We start from the raw sequence: 15,600 nt of genomic DNA, 5'->3' as shown, positions 1-15,600 counted from the left end.
ATCAAACGGCATTCGCTGGATGATCGCTTCTTGCCTGAACAGCGCCATGAGCGCTTGATTCCATTCTTGAACCACTTTGTGAGGCCCTGCCATGACTGATTTTACCAACCGCCAGTTTCTGCTCGCCAAGCGTCCTTCGGGCACTGTACGCCGTGATGACTTCGACTATAAGGAAGGCCCGGTCACCGCGTTGAGCGACGGCCAGATTCTGGTCAGGAACAAATACCTGTCGCTGGACCCGGCCATGCGTGGCTGGATGAACGAAGGCAAGTCCTACATTCCGGCCGTGCAGATCGGTGAAGTGATGCGCGCGCTGGGCGTGGGCGAAGTCCTTGAATCGAAAAACCCGAAATTCACAGTGGGCGACCATGTTCAGGGTGCATTGGGTGTCCAGGACTATTTTGTCGGTGAGCCGAAAGGTTTCTACACCGTGGACACCAGCCTGGCGCCTTTGCCGCTGTACCTGTCAGCACTGGGCATGACCGGCATGACGGCCTACCTGGCGCTGCTGGACGTGGGTCAGCCAAAGAGCGGTGATACTGTTTTGATTTCCGGTGCCGCAGGCGCTGTCGGCAGCGTGGCCGGGCAGATTGCCAAGATCAAGGGCTGCCGGGTTGTCGGTATCGCCGGGGGCAAGGAGAAATGCCGCCTGCTGACCGAAGAGCTGGGGTTCGACGCAGCCATCGACTACAAATCCGAGGACGTTATGGAGGCGGTGAAACGCCATTGCCCGGACGGTGTGAACGTGTACTTCGACAACGTCGGCGGTGACATTCTGGACGCCGCACTCAGCCAGTTGGCGGTCGGTGCACGTGTGGTGATCTGCGGTGCCATCAGCCAGTACAACAACACCACAGCAGTCAAGGGTCCGGCCAACTACATGTCCCTGCTGGTCAACCGCGCGCGCATGGAAGGCTTCATCGTGCTGGACCATGGCGACCGCTTCGCCGAAGCCGGTCAGGTCATGGCTGGCTGGATCAAGGAAGGTAAGCTCAAGAGCAAGGAACATATCGAAGACGGCCTGGAAACATTCCCAGAGACATTCCTGAAGCTGTTCACAGGAGAGAATTACGGCAAGCTGATCTTGAAAGTGGAATAAGGCACACGCCTGACTTCAGCTATCGAGCGAGTTTCAACGCTCAGCATCGCGCACCCGGCTGCTCTTGCCTGTAAAGCGTGAGAGCAGAACGGGCGCCGCGGGGGCGTCCTCACCCTGCGAAGGGCATGTTTACGCCAGCTCTGCGACCACTGCAGCCAGCGCCCTGGCCGGGTCTGCCGCCTGGCTGATCGGGCGGCCGATAACCAGGTAGTCAGAGCCTGCATCGAGCGCCTGACGCGGGGTCAGAATGCGGCGCTGATCATCTTGTGCACTGCCCGCCGGGCGAATGCCGGGGGTTACCAGTTGCAGCGACGGATGCGCTGCTTTAAGCGCCTGGGCCTCGAGTGCCGAACAGACCAGACCGTCCATACCGGCCTTCTCGGCCAGCGCTGCCAAGCGCAATACCTGCACCTGCGGATCGATATCCAGACCGATACCGGCAAGGTCCTCACGCTCCATACTGGTCAGCACTGTCACGCCGATCAACAAAGGTTGAGGTCCGGTACGCTGAGCCAGCACCTCTCGGCAGGCCGCCATCATGCGCAGGCCGCCGGAACAATGCACGTTCACCATCCACACGCCCATCTCGGCAGCAGCCTTGACTGCCATGGCCGTGGTGTTGGGAATGTCGTGGAATTTGAGGTCCAGAAACACTTCGAAGCCCTTGTCACGCAGGGTCTCGACAATGTCCGATGCGCAGCTGGTGAACAACTCCTTGCCGACCTTGACCCGGCACAGCGTGGGATCGAGCTGATCAGCCAAGCGCAGGGCAGCTTCACGGGTCGGGAAATCCAGGGCGACGATGACAGGAGTCTGGCAGGCGGACATGAGCGTGGTCTCAGGTAAGTCGAAATCGGCGCGCATTGTAGCCGAAGCTGCAAGCGGACGGGGACCCGTAGATCGTCATCCATCGCCGATGCGCGCAAAACAGCCTTGCTACTACCTGCACTTGCAGCGAACACACTCGCGCAGACCTGCACCAAATCCACTCAGCAGGTCACATCGATTGACCCTGACGGTCTGCAAACGACCTGTTTTGAGGCAATGCGACGGATTCTTATGCACTGGCACGGCCTCTGCAACAGGATGTTTCAACGATTACAGAACCTCAGGGAGACAACAATGAGTACGCAACTCAAGCCAACGCTGGGCACGATTCATTTATGGGGGATTGCTGTCGGGCTGGTGATTTCCGGCGAATATTTCGGCTGGAGTTATGGCTGGGGGGTGGCCGGAACATTGGGCTTTTTGGTAACAGCCCTGATGGTTGCAACCATGTACACCTGTTTCATTTTCAGTTTTACCGAACTGACCACCGCCATCCCGCACGCAGGTGGACCCTTTGCCTATAGCCGTCGCGCCTTCGGAGAAAAAGGCGGATTGATCGCCGGCATGGCAACGCTGATTGAATTTGTATTCGCACCACCGGCCATAGCCATGGCCATCGGTGCCTACCTCAACGTGCAGTATCCGGGCCTGGACCCCAGGCACGCTGCCGTCGGTGCCTACATCGTATTCATGGCGCTCAATATCGTGGGCGTGAAACTGGCCGCGACTTTCGAGCTGGTGGTGTGCATCCTCGCTGTGGCCGAATTGCTGGTGTTCATGGGGGTGGTAGCGCCAGCCTTCAGTTTCAGCAACTTCGCCCTCAACGGATGGGCCGGTTCGCAGACGTTCGGGCCCGAAGCCATCGCCGGCATGTTCGCCGCCATTCCGTTTGCCATCTGGTTTTTCCTCGCCATCGAAGGCGCAGCCATGGCCGCCGAAGAAGCCAAGGACCCGAAACGTACCATCCCCAAAGCCTACATCAGTGGGATCATCACCCTGGTGGTGCTGGCCATCGGCGTCATGTTGTTTGCCGGCGGCGTAGGCGACTGGCGCACCCTGGCCAATATCAACGACCCGCTCCCGCAGGCCATGAAAGCGGTTGTCGGGGACAGCTCCGGCTGGTTGCACATGCTGGTATGGATCGGTCTGTTCGGCCTGGTGGCCAGCTTCCACGGGATCATCATGGGTTATTCGCGTCAGTTCTTCGCACTGGCCCGTGCCGGCTATCTGCCTGCCTCGCTGGCAAAACTCTCACGCTTTCAGACACCGCACCGGGCGATCATCGCCGGTGGCCTGATCGGTATCGCAGCTATCTACAGTGACGGCCTGATCAACCTGAGCGGCATGACCCTCACCGCAGCCATGATCACCATGGCTGTGTTCGGCGCGATCGTGATGTACATCATGAGCATGCTCAGCCTGTTCAAACTGCGCAAGACCGAGCCGCACCTGGAGCGCACCTTCCGCGCGCCGGGCTACCCGGTGGTGCCTGGCATTGCGCTGGCGCTGGCAGTGGTGTGTCTGGTGGCAATGGCCTGGTTCAACATGCTCATCGGCCTGATCTTCCTGGGGCTTATGGCGATCGGCTTCATCTATTTCAGCCTGACCGCCAAATCGCGCGCTGATGCGCCGGCCGATGCAATGCTGACCGGCAGGTAACACATCTCCTCCGGGTCACGTGCAATCGGCCTTGCACGCGACCCGTTCATGGCGCGTACACTTGAACCATTGAGCAGCATCGCCGCTCAAACCGGTATCACAACAAGGAGAGCGCTATGCCCTGGTATGCCTGGTTAATTTTGCTCGTAGCCATTGGCTCGATTGTCGGCGGTCTGATGATGCTGCGCGACACAGCCAAGAAACTGCCCCTCAGCGAAGAACAGCTCAAGCGTGTGCATGAGCGCAATGCAGAAATGGACGCCAAAGACGCCAAGGATCGTTAAGAAGGTTGGGTCGGCAGGCTGATACACCGCCCGTTTATTTTTCGGGCGGGGCTAAGCTGACTGGCAGCACCTTGATGTGCAACGGTTGGAAGATCGTTGCCAACTCCCCTCCACTGCGCAAGTTGTCCAGCAAGCGGTTGAAGTGTGGCACGTCGATATTGCCGCCTGGGCGCAGCAATGCATATTGCCGGTAAACCTGATCGACCCGTTCGGAAACCATCAGGTGCGAGGCCTCACTCGGGTGATTGGACATGAAGTCGATCAGATAGGAACGGGTAACAGGCGCCACGTCCGCGCGTCCACGGACCACCATCAGCAAGTTGCTGTCATGAGAGTAAGTCGACGTCATGTCGAAGTGTTCGCTCAGGTATTTCTGATCGGCATTGAAGTTGGCAAATCCATAATGATAACCACTGAACAACGCCAGGCGTTTGTCGGACAATGTATCGAAGTAATCCTGCTGACGCCCTTCAACCTGCCGCGCCACATACACTTCAGCGTCTTCAAGCCCAAGGTCGACCGTGTCGTGAGGAATGTCTTTCCAGCCCCACTCGGGGTTCTCGAACATCGCAATATCGAAACGACCCTCACTGAAGTCACGAAAGCGTCGGGGCACCGACGTCGGGATCATCACGAATTCATAATCGTTCTGCTCGGCGTTCAGGGCATTGATCAGTTTGGGCAACAGCCCAGTGTCTTCGCCTTTCTCGGGACGCACCATGTACGGAGGAAAGTGCACTGCCGCAACCCGCACCAACTGCGCAGCAACGACCGACGGCGCCACCATCAACGGAATAAGCACTAACGCCCCCGCCACGGCAGTGCGCACGACACTATCAATTACCACTGCGAGTCTTTTCATAAAACACGGCATCAATCAAAGCCGCCCACGCTATGCGGTTTCTTTGATTTAGACAACTGTCAAATCAACGGCGCCAATACCCTTGTGCAGAGGGCGGCCAGTGCGTAGCGAATAACAGGCCGCACCTTTGCAATAAAGGGCGGTCATTGTAGAGCGACGGCCGAATGCACAGTGAACCGTAGGACATAAGGGGCTGGCATCGGCTAATGTAGTTACGCTGAAGCCATTGAATATCAAAACGGAGCTTGATGATGCCGCATTGGCTGGTGATTGATCTGGAAGCGACAACCGAAGAAGGTGGCTGGCCAGTCGCAGAAATGGAAGTCATCGAGATAGGCGCAACGCTCGTCAATCAGGACGGGCGCGAACTGGACCATTTCGAACGTTTCGTGCGCCCTGTACGCAGGCCGTTGCTGACTCACTTTTGCCGCCAATTGACTCACATCAGCCAGAGCAATATCGACAGCGCTGCACCGCTGACGACGGTATGGCCTCAGTTCGAGCGCTGGCTGAGTCATCACCGTGCACGGGTGCTGGGCTGGGCCAGCTGGGGTGACTATGACCGTCAGCAACTGGAAGAGGAATGGCGTCATCACCAACTCGACAGCGCGCTGTCGAGCATGCCGCATGTCAATCTCAAACAGCGTTTTGCCCAGGCCCGCCAGTTGCAAAAACCGCTGGGGCTGAACAGCGCTTTGCAACTGGCGGGCATGCAGTTCACAGGGCAGCAACACCGAGCGCTGGTCGACGCTCGGAACACGGCACGGCTGTTACCGCTGATCATGCCCAACTGAGTGTGACGGCATAATAGCCCGAGCCCTTGCACGCATATTATTGATGCGCTCTTGCAAAACACGTCCTTAACAGGGCGTGACGGGGTTTGGCGTGTTGGGCATACTGGCGAGCCACTCACAGCCCTTCATAAGGAATCGCCCATGTTCAAGGTCAACGAATACTTCGACGGCACCGTCAAATCCATCGCCTTCAGCCAGGTTGACGGTCAGGCAACCATCGGTGTAATGGCAGCGGGCGAATACGAGTTCGGTACGGCGCAACGGGAAATCATGCACGTGGTGTCGGGCGAGTTGCAGGTAAAACTCCCGGACAGCACTGACTGGGAAACTTTCGCGACCGGCAGTCAGTTCAATGTGCCGGCCAACAGCAAGTTCCAGCTCAAGGTCAGTGTCGACACTGCTTATCTGTGCGAATACCGCTGACCCCGATGAATCGGGAGGTGTGACCTCCCGCGCTTATTCAGCGGCCGCATTGAACTGCAGGGCTGCCAGACGCGCGTACAGCGGATTGCTGGCAATCAGCTGTTGATGAGTACCGACGGCGACCAACCGCCCTTGGTCCATGACCGCAATCCGGTCGGCATTCTGCACCGTCGCCAGCCGATGGGCGATCACCAGCGTGGTACGCCCCTGCATCAGACTGGGCAACGCCTGCTGAATCAGATGCTCGCTGTGCGCGTCCAGTGCGCTGGTCGCTTCGTCCAGTAACAGAACAGGCGCATCGACCAGCAATGCCCGGGCGATTGCCAGACGTTGCCGCTGTCCGCCGGACAGGCCCAGCCCGCCCTCCCCCAAGTGGGTACGATAACCGTCGGCCATCTCCAGAATGAACTCGTGAGCATGAGCAATACGTGCCGCAGCCTGAACCTGTTCGAAACTGGCGTTGACGTTGCCATAACGGATGTTGTCCTCGACGCTGCCAAAAAACAGCGCGGGGGTTTGCGAAACCAACGCAAAACAGCGACGCAAATCGTGCGGATCAAGCTGCGTAGCCGGCACCCCTTCAACAAGAATGCGCCCGTGTCCAGGATCGTAAAAACGCAGCAGCAGATCGAAAATCGTCGATTTGCCCGCACCGGAGGGGCCGACCAGCGCCAGGGTTTCTCCAGGCTCCACGGAAAGGGTCAGGTTATCGACCGCATTACGTTCAGGACGCGAGGGATAGGCAAAACTGACGTTTTCCAGCGCCAGCCTCCCGCTGATACGCTGCGGCAGATTCAGCAGCCCAGTGGCCGGCGCACTGATCTCGCTGCGGGCCTGGAGCAGTTCGCCGATCCTCTCGGCAGCACCGGCTGCACGCTGCAGCTCACCGATCACTTCGCTTAATGTGCCGAACGCCATTCCCACCACCAGTGCATAAAACACAAACGCTGCCAGTTCACCGCTGGAGATGCGGCCGCTGATCACGTCCATGCCGCCCACCCACAACATCACGGCCACCGCACCCAGCACCAGAACGATCACCAGTGTAATCAGCCAGGAGCGTTGCAGAATCCGCTTGCGGGCGGTTTCGAACGCCTGCTCGACCGTGTGGGAAAAACGCTGTCTGTCCTGTTGCTGATGGTTGTACGCCTGAACCGTCTTTATCTGCCCGAGCGCTTCAGCCACGTAGCTGCCTACATTGGCGACCCGGTCTTGGCTCTCCCGCGAGAGATTGCGCACCCGCCGCCCGAACATGAGGATCGGCGCAATGATCAATGGCAAGGCCACCATCACAATGCTGGTGAGTTTGGGGTTGGTGATGAACAACAACACGATCCCGCCAATGACCATCAACGCGTTACGCAGAAACATCGACAGCGATGAACCGATCACCGATTGCAGCAAAGTCGTATCGGCGGTCAATCGCGACTGGATTTCCGAACTGCGATTGTTTTCATAAAAGCCGGGATGTAGCTCGATCAAGTGGTCGAACACTTTCTTGCGGAGGTCTGCAACGACGCGCTCACCAATCCATGACACCAGATAGAAACGGGTAAAGGTTCCGATCGCCAAGCCGACCGTGAGCAGCATGAAAAACCCTATCGAACGCTCGAGCAATTGCGCTGAACGGGTCATGAACCCCTGATCGATCATCAACTTGATGCCCTGCCCGATCGACAGGGTGATGCCAGCGGTCACGACCAGCGCCAGCAAAGCGCCCAGCACTTGCCAGCGATAAGGGGCAATAAAACTCGCGGCCAGGCAAATTGCCTGGCGTTGACGTCGGGAAATCAGTGAAATCATGGAGAGTGAACCTGCCTGTCTGCCCGAAATGTCTGAACTGCGAAGCCTACACCTGTCCGACACACAGCGCTGCGCGCCATTCAGAGTGAACTTGCGGCGGGATGCCAAGGTCTGGTTATGACTGCTTTACAGAGCAGGCTACAAGTGATTGATCTAAAGGCCTGCTGGCAGATTCAGAACAAATCTGTTGCACTGGTATCGCGTTTGAAAGGCTGACAGTACCTGTCACGGACCGGTCATCAAGCGCGGTTAACTTAACGCCGTTACCTGATGAAAGGAGAAAACCATGAGCCTGCAAGAGCACAGCAAAGAAGTCCCGGTCGTTCGAGCCACGCCCGACCTGCCTGTTGGCGGTGCCGTTCTTGACCAGCACGGGCGAGAAGTCGTGATCACTGAAGAAATGGTTCAGGCTGCTTGCCAGGAATGCGACAAGAACTGGGTAACTCCGGAAAAATAAGACCTGATCCTGCCGAATGCATTGAAACCCGACGGTAAAGTCGGGTTTTTTATGTCCGTAAAAACCCGGAATACGCTTCGGCCAATCAGACCAGCACTGCCCCCAGCGCTCGCACTATCTGCGCAAGGGCCGCGGACTCGCCTTCCAGCCTGACCTGCAAACCCTCGATCTCTCGGCGGGGCGGGTAGTGTTTGCGCAGCGCATCAAATGCCAGGCGCTGACTGGGAATATTGCCGGTCAGGCTGCGACGGAAGTCTGCATCGTCGCGGCGCGGATCATAAACACCACGACACAACATGTTCAGTGCCCACAGCGGCTCGGTTGCGGCGGCAAGGCTGACCTGCGCCAGCCAGGGTGCCGGCAGTAGATCGTCAAGACTGATCAGCGGCGGCTGCTCAAGAAACGTGCACAGCGCGTGGTAAATCTGCGCTGTACCGCGCTGTCGGCCATCAAGGCTGTAACCGGCGATGTGCGGCGTTCCAAGTACACACAGGTCGGCCAGCGCAACGTTGACCTGCGGCTCGCCCTCCCATACATCCAGCACGGCCTGCAAGTCTTCCCGCTCGAGCAGGACATCATGCAATGCGGCGTTATCTACCACCGCGCCCCGGCTGGCATTGATCAGCCACGCGCCCTGCCTTAACTGGCGCAGACGCGTGTCGTCGAGCAGGTGCCAGGTTGCTAGCTCCCCGGTCTTGCTCAAGGGCGTGTGCAGGCTGATGACATCACAGCGTTGCAGGACTTCATCAAGGCTGACGAAATCGCCTCCTTCGGCGGCCTGACGCGGGGGATCGCAGACCAGGACATTCCAGCCCAGCGCTTTCAGGACGGCGATCAGACGCCCACCCACCTGCCCTGCTCCCACCACGCCATAGGTACGCTGCCTTAGGTCGACGCCTTCTATTTCCGCCAAAGTCAACAGGCTGCCCAGTACGTAATCCACCACGCCACGCGCATTGCAACCCGGTGCGCTGGCCCACTGGATTCCGGCTTCCGCGAAATACTCCAGGTCCAGGTGATCGGTGCCAATCGTGCAGGTACCGACAAAACGTACCGGACTGCCTTCAAGCATTTCGCGGGTCACCGGTGTCACGGAGCGCACCAGCAGGATATCGGCCTCGGCGACTGCTGCGCGGTCGATAGCGCGGCCGGGCAAGCGCTGGATTTCACCGAACCCGGCAAAAAAGGCGTCAAGCAGCGGGATATTTTCGTCGGCAACAATGCGCATGGAAGACTCTCTGGGTCTGGCGAACATGGACCTGTCCATCGTATGGACAGGCGCGTCGTGAACAGGCGCGGGTTGCAGCGATAGGGCAATCAGTCGGCTTTCTTGCGAATCCAGTACAGAAACGTTCCTTCCCCGGTCTGCTCCGCAACCAGCTCATGACCCAGGAATACACAGAATTTAGGGATATCGCGACGTGTGGACGGATCGGTCGCGATGACCTTGAGCAAACCGCCCGCAGGCAGGTCGCGGACCTTTTGGTGCAACATCATCACCGGTTCCGGGCAGTTCAGCCCGGTGGCATCCAGAACGGAGTCAACGGCGAGACTTTCGATGGGTTCAGACATGGGGCTCTCCAGCAACGGGTCACTATTGTCGCTCAATTCACCAGGCACGATAAGCGTCAGCTTGCCTCACTTGCGCGCCGACTTGGGCACATCCAGCCTTCTCAGGTGGCAGGTGACTTCTTCACGGTCGTGATAGAGCTGTTTGCAGCCGATCGATACCCTGACCCCGCGCGCCTGAAAGCCCTCTTCGATACGGTCGAGCAGGCGGCGCACTTCAGCGTAACGCTGTTTCATCGGCAGCTTGAGGTTGACCACGGCTTCGCGACACAGGCCTTCACCCAGCCAGGTTTCCAGCAGGGCGGCATTGCGCGCAGGTTTTTCGACAATGTCGCAGACCATCCAGTCCACCGGCTGGCGAGGCTTGTAGGTAAAACCGTCGGCCATCAGGTGTTGCACCAGCCCGGTGTCCATCAGGCTTTCGGCCATCGGGCCGTTGTCGATGGCCGTCACCAGCATCCCGCGACGCACCAGTTGATAGGTCCAGCCACCGGGAGCAGCTCCCAGGTCCACGCCGGTCATGTCACCGGACAGACGCTCGTCCCACTGATCCCGAGGGATGAAATGGTGCCACGCCTCTTCGAGCTTGAGGGTCGAGCGGCTCGGTGCCTCGCGGGGAAACTTCAAGCGCGGAATGCCCATCGGCCACATCGCCGAATTGTCAGCTTCGGCCAGGCCGAGAAATACCTCGCGGCCACTCTTGAAGGTCAGCAAAAGGCGCGGCCTGCGTGGGTCTTCGACCAGCTTGCCAGCCTGGGTCAGGGCTTTGCGCAACGGCGCTTCGAACTTCTTGCAGAAATTCGACAGCTCCTTGCCGTCATTGGTGTCCACCACCTCCAGCCACATGCTGCCGCAGACCGGAAACGCTGCCAGCTGAGCAAGGATGACGCTGATCCGGTCAGATTCCGGCAAATCCAGAAACACACCGCGCGCCCATTGCCGGGGGAAGATCAGCTTGTCGAAACGCTGGCCATTCATCAACCGTTCGGCGCCGTCCGCTTCGGTGCACATGAACTCGGCGCATGCTGTATCGGGGCGCGCCTTGGCATACCCGGCGACGTCCAGACGCGCCGCGTGTTCGGCTATCTCCGAACAGACTTCGCCTTCAAAGCCGGGCCTGCAATGCATAAACAGCGTATTCATGGGTCACTCCTGGGCAACGGGCGCTCGGGCGTAACCCCGCAGACTTGAAAGCCGCGCATGATAGCCCAATCAGGAACCACTGGCGCGGCCAGACAGTCCACAGAACCTGAAGCCTGATTCGGCGCTCTTGACCTGATGCACACCGAGCCCCGTGATCCGACCTGCAGATATCATCCCAAAAGGAGACATTAATGCCCTCCCTCGATAGCCTGAAGAGCCTGAAAACGCTCGAAATCGACAACAAGACCTACCACTATTTCAGCCTGCCCGACGCTGCCCGATCACTCGGTAATCTGGACAAGCTGCCCATGTCGCTCAAGGTACTGCTGGAAAACCTGCTGCGCTGGGAAGACAACAAAACCGTCACCGGCAACGACCTAAAGGCCATCGCCGACTGGTTGACCGAGCGCCGCTCGGACCGTGAAATCCAATACCGCCCTGCCCGCGTTCTGATGCAGGACTTTACCGGCGTACCCGCCGTGGTCGATCTGGCCGCCATGCGCGCTGCAATGGCCAAGGCTGGTGGCGATCCGCAGCGGATTAATCCGCTGTCACCGGTCGATCTGGTGATCGACCACTCGGTGATGGTCGACAAGTTCGGCAATTCCTCGGCGTTCGAACAGAACGTCGACATCGAGATGCAGCGCAATGGTGAGCGCTACGCGTTCTTGCGCTGGGGCCAGAGCGCTTTTGACAACTTCAGTGTGGTGCCGCCTGGCACGGGTATTTGCCATCAGGTGAACCTGGAGTACCTGGGCCGCACTGTCTGGACCAAAGAAGAAGACGGCCGTACCTACGCATTCCCCGACACCCTGGTCGGCACCGACTCCCACACCACCATGATCAATGGCCTGGGCGTACTGGGCTGGGGCGTGGGCGGCATCGAAGCCGAAGCGGCAATGCTCGGCCAACCGGTGTCGATGCTGATCCCGGAAGTCATCGGCTTCAAACTGACCGGCAAATTGAAGGAAGGCATTACTGCTACCGACCTGGTCCTGACCGTGACGCAGATGCTGCGCAAGAAAGGCGTGGTCGGCAAGTTTGTCGAATTCTACGGCGACGGGCTGGCTGACCTGCCACTCGCAGACCGCGCAACCATCGCCAACATGGCACCGGAGTACGGTGCAACCTGTGGTTTTTTCCCGGTCGATGAAGTGACGATAGATTACCTGCGCCTGTCCGGTCGTCCCGACGAGACTGTGAAGCTGGTCGAAGCCTACTGCAAGGCTCAAGGCCTGTGGCGCCAGCCAGGTCAGGAACCTGTGTTCACGGACAGTCTTGAACTGGACATGGGCACAGTTGAGGCCAGCCTCGCCGGACCGAAACGCCCACAGGACCGCGTAGCACTGCCGAATGTCGCCAAGGCCTTCAGCGACTTCCTTGGCCTGCAGGTCAAGCCCGCGAAGACGGAAGAAGGCCGTCTGGAAAGCGAAGGTGGCGGCGGCGTCGCGGTAGGTAACGAGGCGCAGATCAATGCTGGGACGCCCTACGATTACAATGGGCAGACCTATCACCTGAAGGACGGCGCGGTGGTGATTGCAGCGATCACCTCATGCACCAACACCTCCAACCCCAGCGTCATGATGGCGGCCGGGCTGGTCGCGAAAAAAGCGGTCGAAAAAGGCCTGCAACGCAAACCATGGGTGAAAAGCTCACTGGCGCCCGGCTCCAAAGTCGTCACCGACTACTATGAAGCAGCGGGTCTGACGCAATACCTTGACGCCCTGGGCTTCGACCTGGTGGGTTACGGCTGCACCACCTGCATCGGCAACTCCGGGCCATTGCTGGAGCCTATCGAAAAAGCCATCCAGCAATCTGACCTCACCGTCGCCTCGGTGCTGTCCGGCAATCGTAATTTCGAGGGACGTGTCCACCCGCTGGTCAAGACCAACTGGCTGGCATCGCCGCCGCTCGTGGTTGCTTATGCGCTGGCCGGTTCGGTGAGCATCGACATCAGCAGCGAACCGCTCGGTGAAGGCTCGGATGGCAAACCGGTGTATTTGCGTGACATCTGGCCGACTCAACAGGAAATCGCCGATGCGGTCGCCAACGTGAACACCGGGATGTTTCACAAGGAATACGCGGAAGTCTTCGCCGGTGACGAACAATGGCAAGCCATCGAAGTTCCGCAGGCTGCCACGTATGTATGGCAGGAAGACTCGACCTACATCCAGCATCCGCCGTTCTTCGAAGACATCGGCGGACCATTGCCGGTCATCGAAGACGTGCAAGACGCGCGTATCCTGGCCTTGCTGGGCGACTCGGTGACCACCGACCACATCTCCCCTGCCGGCAACATCAAGGCAGACAGCCCTGCGGGACGCTATCTGCAGGAAAAAGGCGTCCAGTATCAGGACTTCAACTCTTACGGTTCACGCCGTGGCAACCATGAAGTGATGATGCGCGGGACATTTGCCAATATTCGCATTCGCAACGAAATGCTTGGCGGCGAGGAAGGCGGCAACACGGTGCATGTGCCGTCCGGTGAAAAACTGGCGATCTACGATGCCGCCATGCGCTACCAGGCTGAAGGCACCCCACTGGTGATAATCGCCGGTCTGGAATACGGCACCGGCTCAAGCCGCGACTGGGCCGCCAAAGGCACCAACCTGCTGGGCGTCAAGGCCGTCATTGCCGAAAGTTTCGAACGCATCCACCGCTCGAACCTGGTGGGCATGGGCGTACTGCCATTGCAGTTCAAGAACGGGCAGACCCGCAAGACGTTGGGCCTGACCGGCAAGGAAACATTGAAAATTACCGGGCTGACCAATGCGGAAGTTCAGCCAGGCATGAGCCTGACCTTGCACATTGAACGCGAAGACGGCAGCAAGGAGACCGTCGACGTACTGTGCCGCATCGACACGCTCAATGAGGTGGAGTACTTCAAGTCAGGAGGTATCCTGCATTATGTATTGCGCCAGTTGATCGCTTCCTGAGGGTATAGCGCAGAGCCCGGCGAGCAGAAAAGGTCGCGGTGTCAGGCACACCGCGACCTGCTTTTGCCGCACTGACTCATCGGTCATTTGGCGTGCAATACTCAATTTATCGGCCATGCGGCCGATAACACGCCATCGTCTTCAGGATCGAAGGATCGAACTCCCATGCGCAACAACCAGCCCGTCACTCAACGCGAGCGCACATTCCCTGCCGAACAGCGACTGATCTCCACCACCGATACCCAAGGCACCATTACTTACTGCAATGATGCCTTTATCGATATAAGCGGCTATAGCGAGGCGGAGCTGCTGGGTGCCGCCCACAACACAGTGCGTCACCCGGATGTGCCGCCTGCTGTGTTCGAACACATGTGGACCACGCTCAAGACCGGTCAGCCGTGGATGGGCATCGTCAAAAACCGCTGCAAGAACGGCGACCACTATTGGGTCAACGCTTATGTGACACCGGTACTGGAAAACCGCAAGGTCGTGGGTTTCGAGTCGGTGCGTGTCAAGCCGACGGCCGAACAGGTCCGTCGTGCCGAGGCGCTTTACGCCCGTATCAACAAGGGCAAGAGTGCCGTCCCGGGTCGTGATAAATGGCTGCCGATCCTTCAGGACTGGCTGCCGTTCATTCTGGTCAGTCAACTGAGTTTTCTGATCGGCACGTGGCTCAACTCCCCCTGGGGTTTTGCCCTGGCAGCAGCATTGTCAGTGCCCTTGGGCCTGCTGGGGCTGTCCTGGCAGCAGCGTGGCATCAAACGCCTGTTGCGTCTGGCCGAACAGACCACCTCTGACCCTCTGATTGCGCAGATGTATACCGACAGCCGTGGCCCGCAAGCGCGCCTTGAAATGTCGACCCTCAGCCAGGAAGCGCGTCTGAAAACCTGCCTGACGCGCTTGCAGGACACTGCCGAACACCTGAACAGTCAGGCTCGCCAGTCCAATTCACTGGCCAACGCCAGCTCGATCGGGCTGGAACGTCAGCGGGTAGAGACCGAGCAGGTTGCAGCAGCCATCAACCAGATGGCTGCCACCACGCAAGAAGTTGCCGGCCATGTGAATCGTACTGCCGACGCCACGCAGCAGGCCAATGAACTGACCCGCCGTGGCCGCGACATCGCAGGTGAGACCCGCGAAGCCATTCAGCGCCTCTCCACCTCAGTGGGCGAAACCGGCCTGACCGTCACACGACTGGCCAAGGACAGCGATGAAATCGGTGGCGTGGTCGATGTGATCAAAGGTATCGCTGATCAAACCAATCTGCTGGCACTCAACGCGGCCATCGAAGCGGCACGTGCCGGCGAGATGGGTCGCGGCTTTGCGGTGGTGGCAGACGAAGTACGTCAATTGGCACAACGCACCGCAGAATCCACCGGGCAGATTCACGGCCTGATCGCCAAGCTGCAGCAGACCGCCAATGACGCTGTGCAGACCATGGAAGCTGGGCGACGTCAGGCCGAGGAAGGCGTGGCCAGGGTGCTGGAAGCGGATCAAGCGCTGGTAGGCATCAGCGAAGCCGTCGCCAATATCACCGACATGACGACCCAGATCGCCACTGCCACCGAAGAACAGAGCGCTGTGGCCGAAGAGATCAACCGCAATATCGCGACCATCGCCAGCCTGGCAGACACGACAGCCGATGAGGCGCGCCGCTCGGCCGTATTGAGCGGGGAGCTGACTGCGACTGCCAACTCACAATATTCGCTGGTGGAACGATTCAATCGCTGAGATTTGATTAGC

At 59.0% G+C, this 15,600-nt stretch carries 14 protein-coding genes; 8 read left to right on the top strand and 6 right to left on the bottom strand.

The window, feature by feature from the left end; translation table 11 throughout:
- The first annotated feature begins 91 nt into the window (after positions 1–91).
- Positions 92–1,099, top strand: a complete 1,008-nt coding sequence (locus tag POR16_RS08335; RefSeq protein ID WP_005887473.1) for an NADP-dependent oxidoreductase — start codon at positions 92–94, stop codon at positions 1,097–1,099.
- A 129-nt stretch (positions 1,100–1,228) separates the two neighbouring features.
- Here the strand turns inward: POR16_RS08335 and pyrF are convergent, their stop codons facing one another.
- Entirely contained in the window at positions 1,229–1,927 is a 699-nt protein-coding gene (gene pyrF, locus POR16_RS08330; RefSeq protein WP_042931989.1) for an orotidine-5'-phosphate decarboxylase, read from the bottom strand.
- 294 nt (positions 1,928–2,221) lie between these two features.
- Here pyrF and eat point away from each other — a divergent pair, with 294 nt between their 5' ends.
- Both eat and POR16_RS08320 read left to right on the top strand, forming a co-directional pair.
- On the top strand, positions 2,222–3,586 hold the full coding sequence (gene eat, locus POR16_RS08325) for an ethanolamine permease (protein WP_005887470.1): 1,365 nt from the start codon (positions 2,222–2,224) through the stop codon (positions 3,584–3,586).
- A 116-nt stretch (positions 3,587–3,702) separates the two neighbouring features.
- On the top strand, positions 3,703–3,870 hold the full coding sequence (locus POR16_RS08320; RefSeq protein WP_005887468.1) for a DUF2897 family protein: 168 nt from the start codon (positions 3,703–3,705) through the stop codon (positions 3,868–3,870).
- 34 nt (positions 3,871–3,904) lie between these two features.
- Here POR16_RS08320 and POR16_RS08315 read toward each other — a convergent pair whose 3' ends face one another.
- Positions 3,905–4,744, bottom strand: coding sequence for a substrate-binding periplasmic protein (locus POR16_RS08315; RefSeq protein WP_024670706.1), 840 nt, complete (start codon positions 4,742–4,744; stop codon positions 3,905–3,907).
- A 239-nt stretch (positions 4,745–4,983) separates the two neighbouring features.
- On the opposite strand from POR16_RS08315, the gene POR16_RS08310 reads away from it, so the two are divergent.
- Positions 4,984–5,526 carry a 3'-5' exonuclease gene (locus POR16_RS08310; RefSeq protein ID WP_005887464.1) on the top strand — a complete coding sequence of 181 codons (543 nt, stop codon included), beginning with the start codon at positions 4,984–4,986 and terminating at the stop codon, positions 5,524–5,526.
- A gap of 141 nt (positions 5,527–5,667) precedes the next feature.
- Positions 5,668–5,949, top strand: coding sequence for a pyrimidine/purine nucleoside phosphorylase (gene ppnP, locus POR16_RS08305; protein ID WP_005887461.1), 282 nt, complete (start codon positions 5,668–5,670; stop codon positions 5,947–5,949).
- Positions 5,950–5,982: 33 nt separating this feature from the next.
- Here the strand turns inward: ppnP and POR16_RS08300 are convergent, their stop codons facing one another.
- Positions 5,983–7,752: an ABC transporter transmembrane domain-containing protein gene (locus tag POR16_RS08300; RefSeq protein WP_005887459.1), complete on the bottom strand. Its 1,770-nt coding sequence runs from the start codon at positions 7,750–7,752 to the stop codon at positions 5,983–5,985.
- 286 nt (positions 7,753–8,038) lie between these two features.
- Here POR16_RS08300 and POR16_RS26260 point away from each other — a divergent pair, with 286 nt between their 5' ends.
- Positions 8,039–8,209 (top strand): PA1571 family protein, encoded by a 171-nt coding sequence (locus POR16_RS26260; RefSeq protein ID WP_005887456.1) that lies wholly within the window; start codon positions 8,039–8,041, stop codon positions 8,207–8,209.
- Positions 8,210–8,294: 85 nt separating this feature from the next.
- On the opposite strand, the gene pdxB is transcribed toward POR16_RS26260, so the two are convergent.
- The 3 genes from pdxB to rlmM form a co-directional block, all read right to left on the bottom strand.
- Entirely contained in the window at positions 8,295–9,437 is a 1,143-nt protein-coding gene (pdxB, locus tag POR16_RS08295) for a 4-phosphoerythronate dehydrogenase PdxB (protein ID WP_005887453.1), read from the bottom strand.
- Between the two features lie 89 nt (positions 9,438–9,526).
- Positions 9,527–9,781, bottom strand: coding sequence for a sulfurtransferase TusA (gene tusA, locus POR16_RS08290; RefSeq protein ID WP_005887451.1), 255 nt, complete (start codon positions 9,779–9,781; stop codon positions 9,527–9,529).
- Between the two features lie 66 nt (positions 9,782–9,847).
- Positions 9,848–10,921 carry a 23S rRNA (cytidine(2498)-2'-O)-methyltransferase RlmM gene (rlmM, locus tag POR16_RS08285; protein WP_005887449.1) on the bottom strand — a complete coding sequence of 358 codons (1,074 nt, stop codon included), beginning with the start codon at positions 10,919–10,921 and terminating at the stop codon, positions 9,848–9,850.
- A gap of 191 nt (positions 10,922–11,112) precedes the next feature.
- On the opposite strand from rlmM, the gene acnA reads away from it, so the two are divergent.
- Together acnA and POR16_RS08275 are read left to right on the top strand one after the other, a co-directional pair.
- On the top strand, positions 11,113–13,857 hold the full coding sequence (acnA, locus tag POR16_RS08280; protein ID WP_005887447.1) for an aconitate hydratase AcnA: 2,745 nt from the start codon (positions 11,113–11,115) through the stop codon (positions 13,855–13,857).
- 165 nt (positions 13,858–14,022) lie between these two features.
- Positions 14,023–15,588 (top strand): methyl-accepting chemotaxis protein, encoded by a 1,566-nt coding sequence (locus POR16_RS08275; RefSeq protein WP_122381083.1) that lies wholly within the window; start codon positions 14,023–14,025, stop codon positions 15,586–15,588.
- The last annotated feature ends 12 nt before the right edge of the window (positions 15,589–15,600 follow it).

The organism is Pseudomonas coronafaciens pv. oryzae str. 1_6, from assembly GCF_000156995.2.
GTDB lineage: Bacteria > Pseudomonadota > Gammaproteobacteria > Pseudomonadales > Pseudomonadaceae > Aquipseudomonas > Aquipseudomonas tremae.
The sequence above is the reverse complement of the archived record's forward strand: the minus strand, read 5'-3'. Positions and strand labels throughout refer to the sequence as shown.